The organism is Rhodoplanes sp. SY1, assembly GCF_046000175.1.
Classification (GTDB): Bacteria; Pseudomonadota; Alphaproteobacteria; order Rhizobiales; family Xanthobacteraceae; genus Rhodoplanes.
Window position 1 is genome coordinate 36201 of record NZ_JBEOMB010000014.1, and the last position, 16569, is coordinate 52769.

15 protein-coding genes and 3 pseudogenes are annotated in these 16569 nt (G+C 67.8%); 8 read left to right on the forward strand and 10 right to left on the reverse strand.

Annotation, left to right across the window (positions count from 1 at the left end):
• Positions 1-241: 241 nt before the first annotated feature.
• Positions 242-1277 (reverse strand): annotated as a pseudogene (locus ABTU92_RS05600) (IS630 family transposase).
• A gap of 264 nt (positions 1278-1541) precedes the next feature.
• On the opposite strand from ABTU92_RS05600, the gene ABTU92_RS05605 reads away from it, so the two are divergent.
• The 5 genes and pseudogenes from ABTU92_RS05605 (at position 1542) to ABTU92_RS05625 (ending at position 5688) form a co-directional block, all read left to right on the forward strand.
• A complete protein-coding gene (locus ABTU92_RS05605; RefSeq protein ID WP_408088514.1) occupies positions 1542-1754 on the forward strand; it encodes a hypothetical protein in 213 nt (70 codons plus the stop codon).
• Entirely contained in the window at positions 1754-2458 is a 705-nt protein-coding gene (locus tag ABTU92_RS05610) for a Bug family tripartite tricarboxylate transporter substrate binding protein (protein WP_408088484.1), read from the forward strand. The genes ABTU92_RS05605 and ABTU92_RS05610 overlap by 1 nt, the downstream gene beginning before the upstream one ends.
• A 60-nt stretch (positions 2459-2518) precedes the next feature.
• Positions 2519-2773, forward strand: a pseudogene (locus ABTU92_RS05615) (transposase); the annotation flags it as partial.
• 568 nt (positions 2774-3341) lie between these two features.
• Positions 3342-4331, forward strand: a complete 990-nt coding sequence (locus ABTU92_RS05620) for an aldo/keto reductase (protein WP_408088486.1) — start codon at positions 3342-3344, stop codon at positions 4329-4331.
• 19 nt (positions 4332-4350) lie between these two features.
• Positions 4351-5688 carry a multidrug effflux MFS transporter gene (locus tag ABTU92_RS05625; RefSeq protein ID WP_408088488.1) on the forward strand — a complete coding sequence of 446 codons (1338 nt, stop codon included), beginning with the start codon at positions 4351-4353 and terminating at the stop codon, positions 5686-5688.
• A 21-nt stretch (positions 5689-5709) separates the two neighbouring features.
• Here ABTU92_RS05625 and ABTU92_RS05630 read toward each other — a convergent pair whose 3' ends face one another.
• Positions 5710-6606 (reverse strand): LysR family transcriptional regulator, encoded by an 897-nt coding sequence (locus ABTU92_RS05630; protein WP_408088490.1) that lies wholly within the window; start codon positions 6604-6606, stop codon positions 5710-5712.
• A 311-nt stretch (positions 6607-6917) separates the two neighbouring features.
• Here ABTU92_RS05630 and ABTU92_RS05635 point away from each other — a divergent pair, with 311 nt between their 5' ends.
• The 3 genes from ABTU92_RS05635 (at position 6918) to ABTU92_RS05645 (ending at position 9722) form a co-directional block, all read left to right on the forward strand.
• A complete protein-coding gene (locus ABTU92_RS05635) occupies positions 6918-7748 on the forward strand; it encodes an oxidoreductase (RefSeq protein ID WP_408088512.1) in 831 nt (276 codons plus the stop codon).
• A gap of 85 nt (positions 7749-7833) precedes the next feature.
• Complete coding sequence (locus ABTU92_RS05640; RefSeq protein ID WP_408088492.1) at positions 7834-8823, forward strand: aldo/keto reductase; 990 nt, start codon at positions 7834-7836, stop codon at positions 8821-8823.
• A 104-nt stretch (positions 8824-8927) separates the two neighbouring features.
• A complete protein-coding gene (locus tag ABTU92_RS05645) occupies positions 8928-9722 on the forward strand; it encodes an SDR family oxidoreductase (protein ID WP_408088494.1) in 795 nt (264 codons plus the stop codon).
• A gap of 53 nt (positions 9723-9775) precedes the next feature.
• Here the strand turns inward: ABTU92_RS05645 and ABTU92_RS05650 are convergent, their stop codons facing one another.
• The 8 genes and pseudogenes from ABTU92_RS05650 to trbF all read right to left on the reverse strand — a co-directional run bounded on the left by ABTU92_RS05650 (position 9776) and on the right by trbF (position 16484).
• The gene (locus ABTU92_RS05650; RefSeq protein ID WP_408088496.1) at positions 9776-10258 is read right to left on the reverse strand and encodes a cupin domain-containing protein; all 483 of its coding nucleotides are present in this window, start codon (positions 10256-10258) and stop codon (positions 9776-9778) included.
• Between the two features lies 1 nt (position 10259).
• A complete protein-coding gene (locus ABTU92_RS05655; RefSeq protein WP_145912062.1) occupies positions 10260-10619 on the reverse strand; it encodes a carboxymuconolactone decarboxylase family protein in 360 nt (119 codons plus the stop codon).
• 145 nt (positions 10620-10764) lie between these two features.
• A pseudogene (locus ABTU92_RS05660) lies at positions 10765-11781 on the reverse strand (alpha/beta hydrolase).
• 200 nt (positions 11782-11981) lie between these two features.
• Entirely contained in the window at positions 11982-13067 is a 1086-nt protein-coding gene (locus tag ABTU92_RS05665) for an alpha/beta hydrolase (protein WP_408088498.1), read from the reverse strand.
• A gap of 276 nt (positions 13068-13343) precedes the next feature.
• Entirely contained in the window at positions 13344-13559 is a 216-nt protein-coding gene (locus ABTU92_RS05670; protein ID WP_408088500.1) for a DUF2274 domain-containing protein, read from the reverse strand.
• A gap of 32 nt (positions 13560-13591) precedes the next feature.
• Positions 13592-14731: a TrbI/VirB10 family protein gene (locus ABTU92_RS05675; protein WP_408088502.1), complete on the reverse strand. Its 1140-nt coding sequence runs from the start codon at positions 14729-14731 to the stop codon at positions 13592-13594.
• 77 nt (positions 14732-14808) lie between these two features.
• Positions 14809-15798: a P-type conjugative transfer protein TrbG gene (gene trbG, locus ABTU92_RS05680; RefSeq protein WP_408088504.1), complete on the reverse strand. Its 990-nt coding sequence runs from the start codon at positions 15796-15798 to the stop codon at positions 14809-14811.
• Positions 15798-16484: a conjugal transfer protein TrbF gene (gene trbF, locus ABTU92_RS05685; protein WP_408088506.1), complete on the reverse strand. Its 687-nt coding sequence runs from the start codon at positions 16482-16484 to the stop codon at positions 15798-15800. Before trbF ends, trbG begins: the two co-directional genes overlap by 1 nt.
• Between the last annotated feature and the right edge of the window lie 85 nt (positions 16485-16569).

The window sequence follows — 16569 nt, forward strand, 5'->3', positions numbered from 1 at the left end:
CCCTGCGATTCAGCCCCAACGAAAAACGCTCTAATTTGAGCTGAATGCCTCGCGGTGCCGCGCGACGTAAGCTGGGTGAGGCATAGTGCCCGATCTCGGGGAAGATGGATGCGGTCCATCTGCTTCGTGAACAGCATCCGCAGCTCGCCCGGCACTTTGTTGTGAGAAACACGGAGTCGATAGTCGTCCGTCAGTGATATTATACTAACGGCCTTCATGTCTGACCGATGTGAGCCCATTCTCACATTCCCATGGACGTGATGGTCTCGGGCTGTGCGACGAGGCGGCGCCAGGCGTCGCAGGCGGCGTCGATGATCTCGTCGTATGTGTAGAAGACGCGGTTGGAGCCAGTTGCCGCGCAGGTACTGCCAGACGTTCTCGACCGGGTTGAGCTCGGGCGAGCGCGACGGCAGGAACAGCAAGGTCACGTTCTTCGGCACCCTGAGGGCTGGCGTGGTGTGCCAGCCGGCACGGTCGAGCAGCAGGACGGCGTGAGCGCCTGCGGCGACGGTGCGGGCGATCTCGTCGAGGTGGACCTGCATGGCGTCGGTGTCGGCCGCCCGCATGGCCACCGCGGCACCGGTGCCACGCGCCGGGCAGATGGCGCCGAACAGCCGAGCGTTCTCGTAGCGCTGATCGGTGGGTTGCCGCGGCCGCGTTCCACGCCGCGCCCACATGCGCACGATGCCGTTCTTCTGGCCGATGCGCGCCTCGTCCTGGAACCAGATCTCGATCGGCTTGCGGTCGGCGACGTCGGCGAGATGGGCGCTCAGCGTCGTCGCGAAGTTTTTTTGAACGCCGTGATCGTTCCGGCGTCCTGCGCCGGATGACGCGGCCGCGCGCTGATGTGGGAGAAGCCGAGCGTGTCGAGGATCTTGCCGATCGTCCGCTCGTGATACGCGACCCCGAAACTCGGCGACGAGCCGCTGGAGGTCGACCCGCCGCCAGCGCACCACGCCGTGCACGGCCGGGGCCGGACCAGTCTCGACGATCTGCGCCAGCTCGGCGAGCTGGGCGGCGGTCAACCGGGTGCTCGGACCTGGCGACGGCATGTCCAGAAGCCCGTCCGGGCCGTGCGTGTTGAACCGGTGCACCCAGTCGCGCAACGTCTGCCGGTCCATGCCGCCGATCCAGGCCGCCTCGGTCCGGTACATGCCGTCCGGAACCGCCGCCAGCGACAACAGCCGTCGGCTCTGGTTGGCGTTCTTCGATGCCGCCGCCAGCCGCCGCAGGTCGGCCGCCGAGAAATCCGTCCGCAGAGCAACCGCTGTCGCCATGGCGGGAATCCTCCCGCGCCAAGCGAATCACAATCGGCCACTCCCTGGAACTTGGAGGCTTCTGTGAGGTCGCGATGCACGGAGGAGCCCTGCGGGAGGGCCGGAGTGCGACCTCATTGAAGCCGGATTGAGCGAAGCCGCGGGCGTCGAGAGCCCTATGGGAGAAGTGTCGGAAGGGTGCGGGTCATCGGAATCTGGATGACGCGTGCGGCTCGGCAACAGAGGGGCGACTGGTCGAAGCGACCGACGATCCGACGCACTGGGATGCTGCTGTCGATATTGTTGCGACAGCGGTCTCGCCGCTCCCTGCGCGGCATCGCACTCGGCCGGAAGTCGTGGCTGTTCGCCGGCTCCGACTGCGGTGGCGAACGCGCAGCGCTGATGTACACCCTGATCCAGACCGCCCGCCTGAACGACGTCGATCCGCAGGCCTCGCCTACGCGGCGGGCGGGGCGAATGACATCCTGGCGCGCTTGATGGGCCAGTGGCGCGGCGAGCGTCTCGGCAAGCAGTTGGTGATCGAGAACAAGACGGGCGGCGGCGGCAATATCGGCACCGAGGCGGCGATCCGCTCGGCGCCCGACGGCTACACGCTCTTCTTCGTCAACCCCGCCAATGCCATCAACGCGTTGCTTTACGAGAAGCTGCCGTTCAACTTCATCGCCGACATGGCGCCGGTCGGCGGCGTCATGCGGGTGCCCAACGTCATGGAGGTCACGCCCTCGTTCCCGGCCAAGACGGTGGCCGAGTTCATCGCGTACGCCAAGGCCAACCCCGGCAAGGTCAACATGGCATCGGCCGGCATCGGCACCTCGCCCCATCTTTCCGGCGAGCTGTTCATGAGCATGACGGGCGTGAAGCTCACCCACATGCCCTATCGCGGCAACGGCCCGGCGGTGCAGGATCTGATCGGCGGCCAGGTCGACGTCATGTTTGACACCCTGCCCGCCTCAATCGAGCACATTCGCGCCGGCAAGCTGCGCGCGCTGGCCGTCATCTCCGCGCAATCCGTCGACGTGCTGCCGGAGGTGCCGACCATCGCCGCGACCGTGCCAGGCTACGAGGCGGGCGCCTTCTTCGGCATCGGACCCCCCAAGGGCACACCGGACGAGGTCATCGACAAGCTCAACACGCAGATCAACGCCATCCTGGCCGATCCTCAGAGCCTGACCGGAAATTGAGTGAGTGATTTCGGAGGGCTGTGATTCCGTCGCATTTGCAAAGATTCGATGGAGAGCACGATGCCTGGGACCGAAATCACTCGCGCCCAGTATCGACGCAACGGGCTGCACTTCGCAAGCAATCTGACCGATGCGGAGTGGGCGCTGATCGCGCATCGACTGCCGCCCCGCCGCCGGATGGGTCGCCCGCAACGACCGATTTGCGCCGGGTTCGTCGAGGCGATCCTCTACGTGCTGTCCACGGGCTGCCGGTGGCGGGCGCTGCCGGGAGACTTCCCGCCGCGCTCGACCGTGCAGGGCCACTTCTATGCGTGGTTGATACCAGCTGGTGGCGGCGGATCGTTTCGGCCCTCGCTGACGGCCGATCGTGTCGCGGTATCGGCAGAGAGTCCTTGCGCCGCAGCCGCGTGCCGCCGACGAGCGCCGCTGCGGCCGTTCCGGCCAGCAAATTACGGCGTGACAGATTCAAGTCGCCAGGCATGTCCATCTCGGTCGTCCGTCGGGCTGAAGAGGAGGCCGAAGAAGTCGAAGCAAGCTCAACCGATGGAGCGCCCGAGCCGGCGTTTGGTTCCGCGGCCCTGACGTGAAACGCGGCAGGATCGTGGCGACGACCACCGCCGGCCGTCGGAACTCCTTGGGTTTGCGAGATGATCCTGATCATGCAGGAACCAGCATGCCGTGATAAGCGCCGCTCATGAATGCGTCAGCGAGCGCGATCTGCGAGGCAATGGCCACAGCCTGCCGGCGCCGGCCCATTCATTAGATGACGTGATGACCGCAAGCGGATCATAGCGGCTAATCGATGATCGGCCGTCGGCTTATTGTCCCGGTCAACGCGACGGCCGAGCGTCACCAACAAACGTCGCACCAGTGAGGATCAGTGATGCGAAAGCGTGTACTCGGCAAGTCGGACCTCGAGGTCTCGGCCATCGGCTTCGGCTGCATGGGCCTGAATTTCGGCTACAGTCATCCCTTGAGCAAGGCCGACGCCATCGCGCTGATTCGCGCCGCGGTGGAGCGAGGGGTGACGTTCTTCGACACCGCCGAGGTCTACGGCCCGTTCACCAACGAGGAGATCGTCGGTGCGGCGCTGGCGCCCGTCCGCGACCGGGTGGTGATCGCCACAAAATTCGGCTTCGACATCGAGGATGGCAAGATGGCCGGCATGAACAGCCGGCCCGAGCACATCCGCGCGGTGTGCGACGCCTCGCTGAAGCGACTCGGCGTCGACGTGATCGATCTGTTCTACCAGCACCGCGTCGACACCAACGTGCCGATCGAGGATGTCGCGGGCGCCGTCAAGGAGCTGATCGCGGCCGGCAAGGTGAAGCATTTCGGCCTGTCCGAGCCGGGCGCACAGACGGTCCGCCGTGCCCATGCGGTCCAGCCGGTCACCGCGATCCAGAACGAGTACTCGCTGTGGACGCGCGGCCCCGAGACCAACGGCATCTTCGCAGCGTGCGAGGAGCTGGGGATCGGCCTGGTGCCCTACAGCCCGCTCGGCAAGGGCTTTCTCACTGGCACGTTCAGCAAGGATACCGAGATCGGCGAGAACGACTTTCGCAAGATCCTGCCCCGCTTCACGCCGGAGGCGTTGGAAAAGAATCAGACGCTGGTGGATCTCTTGAAGCGCATCGCCGGCGACAAGAACGCAACGCCGGCCCAGATCGCACTCGCTTGGCTGCTGGCGCAAAAGCCCTGGATCGTCCCCATCCCCGGCACCACGAAGCTCCATCGCCTGGAGGAGAACCTCGGCGCCGCCGATGTCGTGCTGGCCGCGGGCGATCTCGCCGCGGTCGAGCGGGCCTTGGCCGACATCGCCATCGAGGGCGAGCGTTACCCCGAGCAACTGATGGCCACCACGGGGCGATGAGCGTGGCCGGACCAGGGTGATGAGCCGCATGCTCGAACACGGCTCGGAGGACGTGGACGCGGGGGCTGCTCCCGTTGATGCGGACGGTTTCGCCCCCGACGTCGCGCCGCGCGCCGACGACGTCGAGGCTGTCGGCGCGGTCGCCCCGGCGCGAGCCGGGGCCGCCCGGCACGGCTGGTGGATGCTCGGCGTCCTGAGCCTGCTGATGGGGTTCGCGTCGATCTCGACCGACCTCTATCTGCCGGCGATGCCGGCCATGGGGCTGTCGCTTCGCGCCAGCGCCGGCACGGTGGAGTGGACCGTCTTTGGCTATCTGGTCGGCTTCAGCCTGGGTCAGCTCGTCTGGGGACCGGTCAGCGACCGGCATGGACGCCGGCTGCCGGTCGCGATCGGGATCGCGCTGTTCGTGATCGGCTCCGCCGGTTGCGCGCTGGCGGGAGACGTGTCGTCAATCATCGCCTGGCGCATCGTGCAGGCCGTCGGAGCGTCCGCCGGCGTGGTGCTGTCGCGAGCGATGGTGCGCGACCTCTACGACGGCCATCGGGCCGCACAGATGCTGTCGACGCTCATCACCGTGATGGCGATCGCGCCCCTGCTCGGGCCGATCGTCGGCGGGCAGATCCTCGTCTTCGTCGGGTGGCGGGCGATCTTCTGGACACTGGTCGGTGTCGGCCTCGTGACACTCGTGGCGCTGATCACGCTGCCCGAGACGCTGTCGGACGATCGTCGCAGCCGGGACTCGCTCGGTCGCGCGCTCGGCCGTTATGGTGAGCTGCTGCGCCGTCCTCGGCTGCTCGGCTATGCCGGGGCGGGAGGCTGCCTCTACGCGGGCATGTTCGCCTATATCGTCGGCTCGCCCTTCGCCTTTATTGCTTACCACCGCCTGCCGGCCCAGCTCTACGGCCTGCTGTTCGCCGCCGGCATCGTCGGCATCATGGCCGCCAACATGATCAATGTGCGCCTGCTGCCGCGGCATGGCAGCGATCGGCTGCTGACCGCCGGCACCGTGATGGCGGCTGCCTCGGCCCTCGTGGTCGCGCTCGCCGCCGCGACCGATTGGGGCGGCCTGTGGGGCCTCGCCGTGCCGCTGTTCGTGTTCGCGTCCTCGACCGGCCTGATCGTCGCCAACTCGATCGCCGGGGCGCTCAGCGACTATCCCAAGCAGGCGGGCGCCGTCTCGGCTCTGGTCGGCGCGATGCAGTACGGCAGCGGGATTCTCGGCTCCGGGCTGGTCGGCGCCTTCGCGGACGGCACGCCCCGGCCGATGGGCTGGGTGATCGCCGTCTTCGGCGTCGGCAGCGTCCTCTGCGCGCGGCTGCTCCTGACGGCCCGCCCGAAGGGCGCGGGCCCGGCCTGATCCGTCGGACCTCGGGCCTCTTCAGTCGCCGTGGTAGCGGAGAAGCCCCACGAGCAGGGCCAAGGCCGGCGACGAGTGCCGCCGGCTCGGATAATAGAGGTGATAGCCGGGAAAATACGGGCACCAGTCCTCCAGGACCCGCACCAGGCGGCCGGCCGAGACATGGGGCAGCACGGTGTCGTCGGGGATGTAGGCCAGGCCGAGCCCGTCCAGGGCCGACTGCACCCTCAGGCCGAGATTGTTGAAGACGAGCTGGCCCTCTCCACGCACCCGGACCTCACGCCCGTCCTTCTCCAAATCCCAGGCGAACAGGCCGCCATAGGTCGGGAGCCGGACGTTGATGCAGTTGTGCGCGGCCAGGTCCTGAGGGGTCTGCGGGGGCGGATGCCGCGCGAAATAGGCCGGCGAGCCGACGACTGCCATCCGCATCTGCGGCCCGATGCGCACCGCGATCATGTCCTTGGCGACCTGCTCCCCGAGGCGGACGCCGGCATCGTAGCCCTCGGCGACGATGTCGGTCAGGCCGTAGTCGACGATGATCTCGACATTGATGTCGGGATAGTCCGGCAGGAACCGCGTCAAGGCCGGCTGCAGGACGGAGATCGCCGAATGCTCTCCTGCCGTGATGCGGACCGTGCCGGCAGGCTTGTCGCGCAACGCGCTCAGCGCCGCGATCTCGGTCTCGATCTCCTCGAACCGCGGCGCGACGGTCTGCAGCAGCCGCTCGCCGGCCTCCGTCAGAGAGACGCTGCGCGTCGTGCGCGTGAGCAGACGCAGGCCGAGCCGCTCCTCGAGGTTCTTCACCGTCTGGCTGAGCGCGGACTGCGACACGCCGATCTTCGCCGCCGCCCGCGTAAAGCTGCGCTCCTTGGCGACCATGGCGAAGGCAGCGAGATCGTTGAAGTTCTCCTGCGACATTCATTACCTTGACTTATGACGGCAACCGGATTGTAGCGCCTAATCGCAGGACCGTGCATGCGCTAAATCATCTCTCGACAGAGGATCCTGGACCAAGTCGCTCGCGCGATCAGCGGCCGTCGCATATCGACGCGCCTTTGGCTGCGCGCACGGACGCCCTGGTTCGGGTCCGTTGCCGGCACCACGAAGCATCGCCTGGAGAAGGCCCCGGCTCGGCGTTCGCGCCGGAGCCGTCGGCGATCCGGCGGGGCAATCGCAGTCCCGCTCGTCTTCAGCCCGCTCGGGCCGGTCAAGCGCGAGGAGAGACACATATGACGACTTGGCTCATCACCGGATGCTCGAGCGGCCTCGGCCGAAGTCTCGCCGAAGGGGTGCTCGACGCCGGCTTCAACGCCGTCGTCACGGCCCGTGACCCCGCTGCCCTGCAGGCGCTGGTCACCGCGCATCCGGACACGGCGCTCGCGGTCGCGCTCGACGTGACGAAGCCGGATCAGGTGGCGCGGGCGGTCGCAGCCGCGAAGGATCGGTTCGGAGGCGTGGACGTGCTGGTCAACAACGCCGGCCACGGCTACCGCGCCGCGGTCGAGGAAGGCGACGAGCGGGAGGTGAACGACCTCTTCGCCGCGAACTTCTTCGGTGCCGTCGCCATGATCAAGGCGGTCCTGCCAGGAATGCGGGAGCGTCGAAGCGGCACAATCCTGAACGTCTCGTCCATCGCCGGCCGGCTGGCCGCGCCCGGCTCCGGCTACTACTCGGCCACGAAGTTCGCTCTCGAAGGGATGTCCGACGCATTGCGCAAGGAAGTCGGGCCGCTCGGCATCCGGGTGACGATCATCGAGCCGGGCGCGTTCCGAACAGAGTTCGCCGGGCGCTCCTTGCAGCAGGCGAAGGCGGAGATCGCCGACTATCGCGACACCGCCGGACCCCGGCGGAAAGAGAACGACAAGACGCACGGCACGCAGCCCGGCGACCCGGCCCGCGCGGCGCAGGCCATCATCGCGCTGGTCGCCGGCTCGGCCCTGCCTGTCCGGCTGCTGCTCGGCAGCGATGCCGTCCGGATCGTCGGCGCCGAGGTCGATGACCAGCGCCGCGAGATCGATGCCTGGAAAGCGACCAGCGTCGCCACCGACTTTCCGAGCTAAAAAACGGACGGTGCGGCAGGTGGCGCCCTGAAGGCGCGACCGGCCGACTGGGTTGCGCCGTTCCAACAACGACTGGAGATCGACAATGAAGACACGAAAGCTCGGCGACACGCTCGAGGTCTCGGCGCTCGGCCTCGGCTGCATGAGCATGACCTCCGCCTACGGCCCGGCGTCCGACAAGGCCGAGATGATCAGGCTGATCCGCGCCGCTCACGACCGCGGCCTGACCTTGTTCGACACCGCAGAAGCGTATGGCCCGTTTCTCAACGAGGAGCTCGTCGGCGAGGCACTTGCCCCGATCCGCGACCAAGTGGTGATCGCCACCAAGTTCGGCTTCGACATCTCCCCGACCGGGGAACGCGGACTGGGCCTCGACAGCCGGCCGAAGCACATCCGGGAGGTCGTCGAGGCGGCGCTCAGGCGCCTGAAGACCGATCGCATCGACATCCTCTACCAGCATCGCGTCGACCCCGCGGTGCCGATCGAGGATGTCGCCGGCACGGTCAAAGCGCTGATTGCAGAAGGCAAGGTGAAGCATTTCGGCCTGTCCGAGGCAGGCGTCGAGACCATCCGCCGTGCCCATGCCGTCCAGCCGGTGACTGCGGTGCAGAGCGAGTATTCGCTGTTCTATCGCGGGCCGGAGGCCGGGACGTTGGCGGTGCTGGAGGAACTCGGCATCGGCTTCGTGCCGTTCAGCCCGCTCGGTGCCGGCTTCCTCACCGGCAAGATCGACGAGACCACGACCTTTGATCCTTCCGACTTCCGCAACATCGTTCCGCGGTTCTCGGCAGAGGCCCGCAAGGCGAACATGGCGCTGGTGAACATCGTCAAGACGGTCGCGGTCCCCAAGGGGGCGACACCGGCACAGGTCGCGCTCGCCTGGCTGCTGGCGCAGAAGCCGTGGATCGTGCCGATTCCGCGCACCACCAAGCTGCATCGCCTGGAGGAGAATCTCGGCGCCGTCGACCTCGTGCTCACCCCAGACGATCTTCGGACGATCGACGAGGCGTTGTCGAAGCTGAAGCTCGAGGGCGAGCGCCTGCCCGAAGCCTTCCTGGAGACGACCGGGCGCTGAGCAGCACAGGGAGAGGCCGACCGGTCGTCCGTCGGCTGCCAACCATGACGTCGAGGTTTGCGGCATTGGGAAAGTCCGTCCACACCAGCACCAGGAGACATGCCGTGAGCGATCCTCGGATCTCCGTCCTCGCCGTCGGCGCGACTGGAAGCATCGGCCGCCACGTCGTCGAGGACGCGCTCCGTCGCGGGCACCGCGTCCGCGCGTTGGTCCGCAATCCTGCGGAACACCGCTTCCCGGATGGTGTCGAGGTGGCCGCGGGTGACCTGACCCGGCCGAACACGCTCCTGGCCGCCGTGGATGGCATCGACGCCATCGTGTTCACGCACGGCTCCCACGGCTGGACCGCCGCCGCCGCCGAGGCCGTCGATTACGGCGGCGTGCGCAACGTGCTCGCCGCGCTGGAACACCGCAAAACGCGCATCGCATTGATGACCGCGATCGGCGTCACCGACCGCAAGGGCACGCACGACTGGAAGCGGCGGGCGGAGCGATTGGTCCGGGCGAGCGGGCTTCCCTACACGATCGTTCGGCCCGGCTGGTTCGACTACAACGAGCCCGACCAGCGGCGGCTCGTTTTCCTGCAGGGGGACAAACGGCAGTCTGGCACGCCGCGCGACGGAGTCATCGCCAGAGGCCAGCTCGCGGAGGTACTGGTGCGCAGCCTGACGTCGCCGGCCGCCGTGGGCAAAACCTTCGAGTTCGTCTCGGAGAAGGGACCGCAGCAGGCGGACCTCGACCGGCTGTTCGCTGACCTGGACCCCGATAGGCCCAGCACCGTCGATGCCGTTTCCGACGCTGCGAACATGCCACTCGATCGGGAGCCGCGCCGGGTGCTCGACGATCTGAAGGCGGTCGAGCTGCGGCATGCCTCCTTGGATGGCGTCCAGTCGCGATAGCATCGCGAGCCGGCATCGCTTCCGTGCGCGTGGGGGCGGCTGCGCCGGGCGCGTCAGCGCCGGTACTGCTCGTCGGTGACCTGCTCCATCCACTCGACCGACTTGCCGTCGAGCGCTTCGGCGATCGCGATGTGCGACATGCCATTGGTCGCGGTCGCGCCGTGCCAGTGCTTGATCCCGGGCGGGATCCACACGACGTCACCGGGCCGGATGTCCTGAACCGGGCCGCCCCATTGCTGCACCCGACCGACACCGGCGGTGACGATCAGGGTCTGCCCGAGAGGGTGCGTGTGCCAAGCCGTGCGCGCGCCGGGCTCGAAGGTCACGACGCCGCCGCCGACGCGGGCGGGCGCGGTGGCCTGGAAACGCTGGTCGACGCGAACCGAGCCGGTGAAGTTGCCGGCGGCGCCAGCGGTGGACGGCTGTGATCCGGCCGGCATGACAGTGATCATCGGATCAGCCTTGGCGTCTGCGGCCGACGCACACAGCGCGATGGAAAGGACCATGGGAAGGATCTTCGCGGCGAGAGGGTTCATGTCATTTCTTCTGAAAGACGTCCTTGGCGATCGCGACCGCAGACACCGCGTTCGGCCAGCCGGCATAGAAGGCGAGATGCGTGATGGTCTCGACCAGCTCCTCCTCGGTGACGCCGTTCTGGCGGGCGAGCGCCAGGTGGGAGCGGAGCTGATCGGGCCGGTTCATTGCGATCAGCGCCGCGACGGTGATCAGGCTGCGGTCGCGCGGGGACAGCTGCGGGCGCTTCCAGATGTCGCCGTAGAGCACCTCGTCGGTCAGCTCCGCGAGTTTTGGCGCGACGGTCCCCATCAGCTGCTGCGCCCGGGACGGCGGCGGGGCGGCGCCGGGGTTCGGCGCGGTCGGCGCCTGGGCGTGGGCCATGGTGGCGATGCCGCCGCCCGCCAGGATGGCGGCGGCGAGGACGAGACGTCTGGCGCTTTGCTTCACGGCTGTGTTCCTCGTGTCGGGGGCGGGAATGGGCACCGAGCGCCCGTTCCCTGGCCGAAGGCGAAAGCGGACAAAACCTTCAGGCGGACGCGAGATGCTGGCCGAAGAAGGTCTTCAGCTTGCCCATCGCGGCATCGACGTATTTGGGGACCCAGTAGGTCTCGATGTGGGTCGCGCCGTCGATCTTGAACAGCTCTTTGGTCTTCGTGCCGGTGGCCTTGGCGAACGCATCCTCGGTCATGTAGAGGCTGTCGGCCTTGCTTCCGGCGATCATCAGCAGCGGCGTGTCGATCAGATCGATCTGATCGGTGGCATCCCAGCGCATCAGGTCCAGCAAGCTGCTCATGGTGTACTTGAAGGTCGAGCCGGGATGCGCGTGCGTCTTCCAGTAGTACTCGTAACCCTGCCGATACAGATCGAACGGAAGTGCGGCGATCTGCGCGTCCGTCAGATTGGCGTCGCCGGCATACAGAACTGCTCCGCCCGCCACCTCCTGGGCGCGGGCGGCCGACGCCTGCTGCAGGCGCTGCTGGATTGTCGCGAGCTGCGAGTCCACATACCCGTTGCGGCGAACGCGACCGGAGTTGAACATGCTCAGCGTCGCGATCGACTTGAAGCGCTTGTCGACCTTCGCGGCCGCCAGCGCGTAGCCCCCGCCGCCGCAGATCCCGAGCAGGCCCAGGCGCGCGGTGCCGACGCCCGCATAGCGGGTGATGAAGTCCGCCATGCCGTGGATGTCCTCGGTGCGGAACTGAGGCTTGTCCATGCTGCGGGGCTGGCCGCCGCTCCCGCCCTGGTATGCCGCATCCGCCGCGATCGTTATGTAGCCTTGCTCGGCGAGATGCTGGGCCTACAGGCCGGCGACCTGCTCCTTCACGCCGCCGTTCGGGTGCGCCACGACGATCGCAGGATATTTCTGCTGCGGCGTGTAGTTCGCCGGAGTGTAGACATTGGCGACGATGTCCAGGCCGTTGAGCTTGTAGGTGACCGGGTGGATGTTGACCTTGCCCGGCTCGTTCTTCGTGATCGCGCCGTCATAGACCAGGGTGAACGGATTCTGCTTGTGATCCGCTGCGGACGCCGGGGCGTTGGTCATCGCTGAAAGTCCTATTGCTGTGGCCGATACAACGAGCGCGGAGGCTCCGAGGAACTCGCGTCGATTTTTGGTGATCACGTCGTCGGTCATGATGGTCTCCTGGCTAGGCGGGTCGGGCGCCGTCCGCAGTCGCTTGAGGGTTTGGTGTCTTGGTTCAGAGCCCCGGTTTGCGGACATGCTCTGGTCCAATGGGCTCACGATCAATCCAGGCGTTTTTCAGCGAGGAACTTCGAGACCAGATCCGCAATCTCGACATTGTTCAAATCCGCGAACGGGAAGTGGGTGTTGCCCCGGATCCCGATCTCCGGAAGATGGACGAGTCGCGCGTCGCCGCCGTGCCGGTTGACGGCGTCGACCCAGAGCCGGGCCATGGCGAGGCGGACGCGCCAGCTGTCCTGACCCGGAAGATCCACGGGCGCCGACGGAATGTTGTCGCCGTAGACGATGACGATCGGAACTCTCGTGAGCGCCATGAAATCCGGCACCGGCACGGGGACGCCCTGAAGGGTGTCGAAAGCGCTCGGCATCGGCGCCGGCACCTCGCCTTGCGGGAAGAGGAAATTGCTTCCCGGCTCGAAGGCGACAATGGCTTTGACGTTCGGGCTCTTGATGGCGGCGAGCCAGCCCGGTCCCCCGCTTTGCGAATGGGTCACGAGGATGCCGGGGCCGATCTTCGCGAACAGCGCGGCGACGGCGTCGGACACGACGTTCATGTCGAACGGCCCGGTGTTCGGGGTCATCGCCCGGAAGTACTGATTCAGCGTCTCGGGATCGCGCGCGAACTGCACGCCGTCGAAGTAGTTCGGCCAGACGCCGATGCGGAACTGGTTGAACCACATCTGCTCGTCGGGCGTCGGCTTGATCGTCGCTTCGACGGTGCTGCGCCCGGCGTCGCCGCGACGGGGCTGGTCGACGAGATAGGTGGCGAAGCGGCGGCGAAGGAAGATCGTCTGGAAGCCCTCGCGGCCGTCCGGCGTCGTCTCCCAGGTTTTCGAGAACTGGCCCGCGCCGTGCCACATGACCAGCGGCAGAGGGCGCGCATTCACCGGCACCTGATAGAAGGCGTAGAGGTGGTCTCCGTGATAGGTCTGCCCCGCCGGGTCGAGAGGCTTTTGGGGATCGAAGGCGCCGGGTGCCGTCAGCACGGTCCCACCGACGGCGAAGCTCCCCTGGTCTTCGAGCGCGATGGGCGACCGGCGACCGGCCTGATCGGCCGCGCTCGCGAACCCGGTCGCGCAGAAAAACAGCGCGACCATTGCGGCCAAGACGGTTCGTGACGTTTTCATGCGGCTCACCTCTATGAGAGCGATCCTATAGCGGGTGCGCTACGACGATTAGACGATGAGTTGCACTAAGACTGATAAGTGTGGCTGATGAATGCGCACGAGGTCCGTTGACGTCCGAGTCCGGATGCCGATTGTCTTCGACGACATCGTCATTCGGCAAGGGAGTTCGTCGGCGCGTTCAAGCCCTACGAGCAGAATGCGCGAAACGACCTGCGGGCGCCGGATTGCCCCACCGTCGCGCAGATTGCCGCCTTTGCGCCAACTCCGCACAACCTGCTACTTGGGTTTCCTCGACCTGATGAACGCCCGATCGGTCGCCATGAATCGGGCGATCATCGGCGGGATCAGCCGCACAGGCTCGACCGCCTGCCCGGTGTTGCGGCCGAGCAGCTCGGCATAGGCGACGAGATCGCGGTGGACCTGGGCGGGCAGGTCGAGGGTGAGCTTGACGGGCTTGTCGTCGAGCAGCTCCGAGAGCTTCAGCTTGTCCATGTTTCATCCTCCACAGTAGGGCTCGGTCAACGTCATCCCCGATACGGCGCGAGGACGAGGTCGCGGTTGACGATGACCCGGACCGGGAATCCCGGCCGGATCGTCAGGGTCGGCTGGATGTTCAGGTTGCGGCGCACGACCTGCTGGCCGGTCTGGTTCAGGCTGGTGCTGCCGCCGCGCCGGATCGCGCGGAAGAGTTCGCTCTCGGTGTCGCTCGCGCCGAGCTCGGAGCCGACGCCGAGCAGCGTCGAGAGGGCCGCCGCCATGAACAGGCGGCCCCAATGGTGGTCGACCTCGTCCTCGAGACCGGCGAATCCTTGCGGGTCGGCGGCGGGCTGACGCTCGAGCACGATCGAGCGGCCGTTCGGGAGGATGAGCCGGGTCCAGACCAGGAGGATGCGGTCCTGTCCGAAGGCGACCTGGCTGTCGTAGACGCCGATCAGCTTCGATCCCTGGGGCACGAGCAGGTATCGGCCAGTCGGGCTGTCGTAGACATGCTCGGTCACCTGGGCCGTGACCTGGCCGGGCAGATCCGAGCGGATGCCGGTGATCAGCGCGGCCGGGATCACGGCGCCGGCCTGGACCACATAACGCGATGGCGGTGCGGCGAGGCGATCGGGGCTGACGGTCTTGCGGTCGACGGCGGCGTTGAGGAAGGCGAGCTTGCGGTCCTGGAGGTTCTGTCCCCAGTCGGCGTCGAGCGGCTGCGTGTCGGAATGCGCCGGTGGTGCGGCAGCGGGGTCCGCCGGTTGGAGCGCCGGTGCAGTCGGCGCAGCCGCCCGCGCCGTCGTGGTCGCCGAAGCGAACAGCCGGCTGGTGCGCGCCGCCTCCTGCTCCTGGGCGGAGCGTTGCTGGGCCGGATCCGCCGCGTGCGACGGGTCGGGCGGGGTGACGCCGGCACTCAGCATCGGCCGGCCGAGATCGCCGGGCAGCGGCGGCCCGAGCTGGGGCACGCCGGCAGGGACAGTCGATACAGCTGGCTTGGCGACGGCCGCGTAGTCGCGCGGCAAGGCGGCGATCGCGTCGGGCAGCGGCTTGTGCTCGGTGCTGTAGAGCTCGCTGCCGCCGGTCGGCTTCGGCTTGTCGCGGGACAGTCCCCAGATCAGCGCTCCCGACACGACGATAGACGCGCCGGCGAGAAGCCCGACCAGCACCTTGCGGGAGAGGCGCATGACCGGCGGATGCTCGGGTCGGAGGCGGAGCCCGGCTGCGAGATCGTTCGTTCCGGAAGAATGGTCGGCGCGCTCGCTCACCACGCCGCTCTCCCGTCGGTGCGCACGATGCGGACGCGGCGCTCGGAGCCGCCGTCGCCGAGGCGCAGCTCGGCCGCCGCGAACAGACGATCGACGATCATGTGATTGCCGCGGACTCGGTAGTTCACGAGCTCCGAGGTCTTGCCCTCCGGGCCGACGATGAAGAGCGGCGGCATCTCGCCCTGCCCGATGCCGCGCGGGAACGCGATGTAGACCTTCTTGCCGTCGTCGAAGGCGCGGAGCGGCCGCCAGGGCGGCGCGTCGCCGTCGATGACGTAGCGGAACCGCAACGCTTCGACCTCGAGCCCGGTCGCGACCGGAGCGACCGTCTCGGCTACCGCGTTGCGTTGGTGGAGCGCGATCAGGCGGTCGTGCGGATAGTCCCACGAGACCGAGGCCATGTAGGTCTTCTCGGTCGAGCGCAGCTCGAGGTGGTAGGTCCGGCGGTCGGTGTTGATCACCAGATTGGTGACGAGGTCGGGCCGGGTCGGCTTGACCAGGATGTGGATCCGCTTCGCCGCGCTGGTGCCGCTCTCGGCGTCGCCGATGATCCAGCGCACCGTGTCGCCGGCCGCGATCGGGCCGGAGCCGACGAGCTGCTCGCCCTCCTGCAGGGCGATGTCGGTGACCTGTCCGGGCGCGGCATAGACCTGGTAGAGGGCGCCCTCCGAGAAGGGATAGACCTGGACCGCGTTGATGTAGCCGGCCCGGCTCGGCTCGACCCGCGCCGCCGTGTTGGCGCGATCGACCCGCTGGCGGGGATCGCGCGGCTCGGGCGGCGACCTGCCCCCCGGCAGCGGCTTGAGCTGGCCCGGGAGGGGCAGCGGCTTCGGCAGCTCCACCACCTCCACGGGTCGCGGCGGCTCGGCGACCAGCGAGGCGGGCTCGGGCGGATCGTCATACGCGATCCCGGGCGGCTTGAAGGTCGCGCAGCCCGCGAGCAGGGATGCGGAGACGACGCAGAGGACGAGCGAACGAGGCTGCATCAGCCGAGCTCCTTGGACCAGGCGAGGGAATGGACGTAGATGCCGAGCGGATTCTTGCGCAGCCGCTCGGCGTCGCGCGGCAGGTCGAGCACGATGGTCAGGATGGCGACCCATCGCTCGGTCACGGCGAGGCTGCCGTTCTCGTAGCGCCGCTCGATCCAGGCGACCCGGAAGCTGTCCGGCGAGGCGCGCACCACGCTCGCGATCTCGACCGTCACCTGGACCTTGCCAATCCTGGCGAAGGGGTCGTGGACGCGGGCATGGTCGTTGAGGGCGAGCGCGCCCTTGTCGGTGACGAAGTCGTAGGCCGCGAGCCAGCTCTGGCGGACGATGACCGGATCGGCTGGGATCGCCCGCACGTTCTCGATGAAGTGGGCGAGGTGCCAGGCGATCTGCGGATCGGTCGGACGATAGTCGCCGAGCGCCGGGGCGACGGCCTGGGCCCGACCCTGCCGGTCGACCTCGACCACCCAGGGGGTGACGGCCCCGCGGGCGTGCTGCCAGACGAGCCCGATCGCAAGGCCCCCGGCCAGCGCGAGGTTGCCGAAGGCCATGAGCCGCCAGTTGCGAGCCTGGACGCGGGCGGAGCCGATCCGCTCGTCCCAGACCTGGCCGGCCTTCTGGTACGGGGTCTCGGGCTCGGGGGTGCGGCCGTAACGCACCGAGGGACGGCGGATGAGAGTCATCGGCGATCCTCCGACAAGGGAATCGAGCTGCCGCCGCCGCCGTGGTCGCCAGACCGCACGGCATGTGCGGCGACCGAGGCGCCAT